This window comes from Bradyrhizobium campsiandrae, assembly GCF_014529705.1.
Taxonomy (GTDB): Bacteria; Pseudomonadota; Alphaproteobacteria; order Rhizobiales; family Xanthobacteraceae; genus Bradyrhizobium; species Bradyrhizobium campsiandrae.
The window spans coordinates 1-397 of the sequence record NZ_JAANIH010000259.1; the positions used below are offsets into that span (position 1 = coordinate 1).

Consider the following 397-nt stretch of genomic DNA (forward strand, 5'->3'; position numbering starts at 1 on the left):
GCGTGAGGTAGCCGATCTACCTGACGATATCCTTGAAGAGCGGTTGCTGCATGCTCGCGACGACCGTCTGTTTTGCTTGACTGAGGCGATCCGACGCGGACGCACGGTGCAAGAGCTGCACGAACAGACCAGAATTGACGTGTTCTTCCTCGACAAGATCGCCCACATCCTTGACATCGAGGAGAGACTGCGGGCCTGTCCCGAGGATCCGGAGGCGCTGTGGATTGCCAAGCGCAATGGTTTCTCCGACCCGGCCATCGCACGGATTTGGGGCAAAACCCCTGACGAGGTGCGGGTTCATCGGGTCGATAACGGGATTGTGCCGGTGTACAAGATGGTCGATACCTGTGCCGGTGAGTTCGAATCCTCAACCCCATATTTCTACTCGACCTACGAA

The 397-nt window shown here is 57.4% G+C and carries 1 pseudogene; it reads left to right on the forward strand.

From position 1 onward, the window contains the following. A pseudogene (locus tag G8O24_RS47350) lies at positions 1–397 on the forward strand (carbamoyl-phosphate synthase large subunit); the annotation flags it as partial.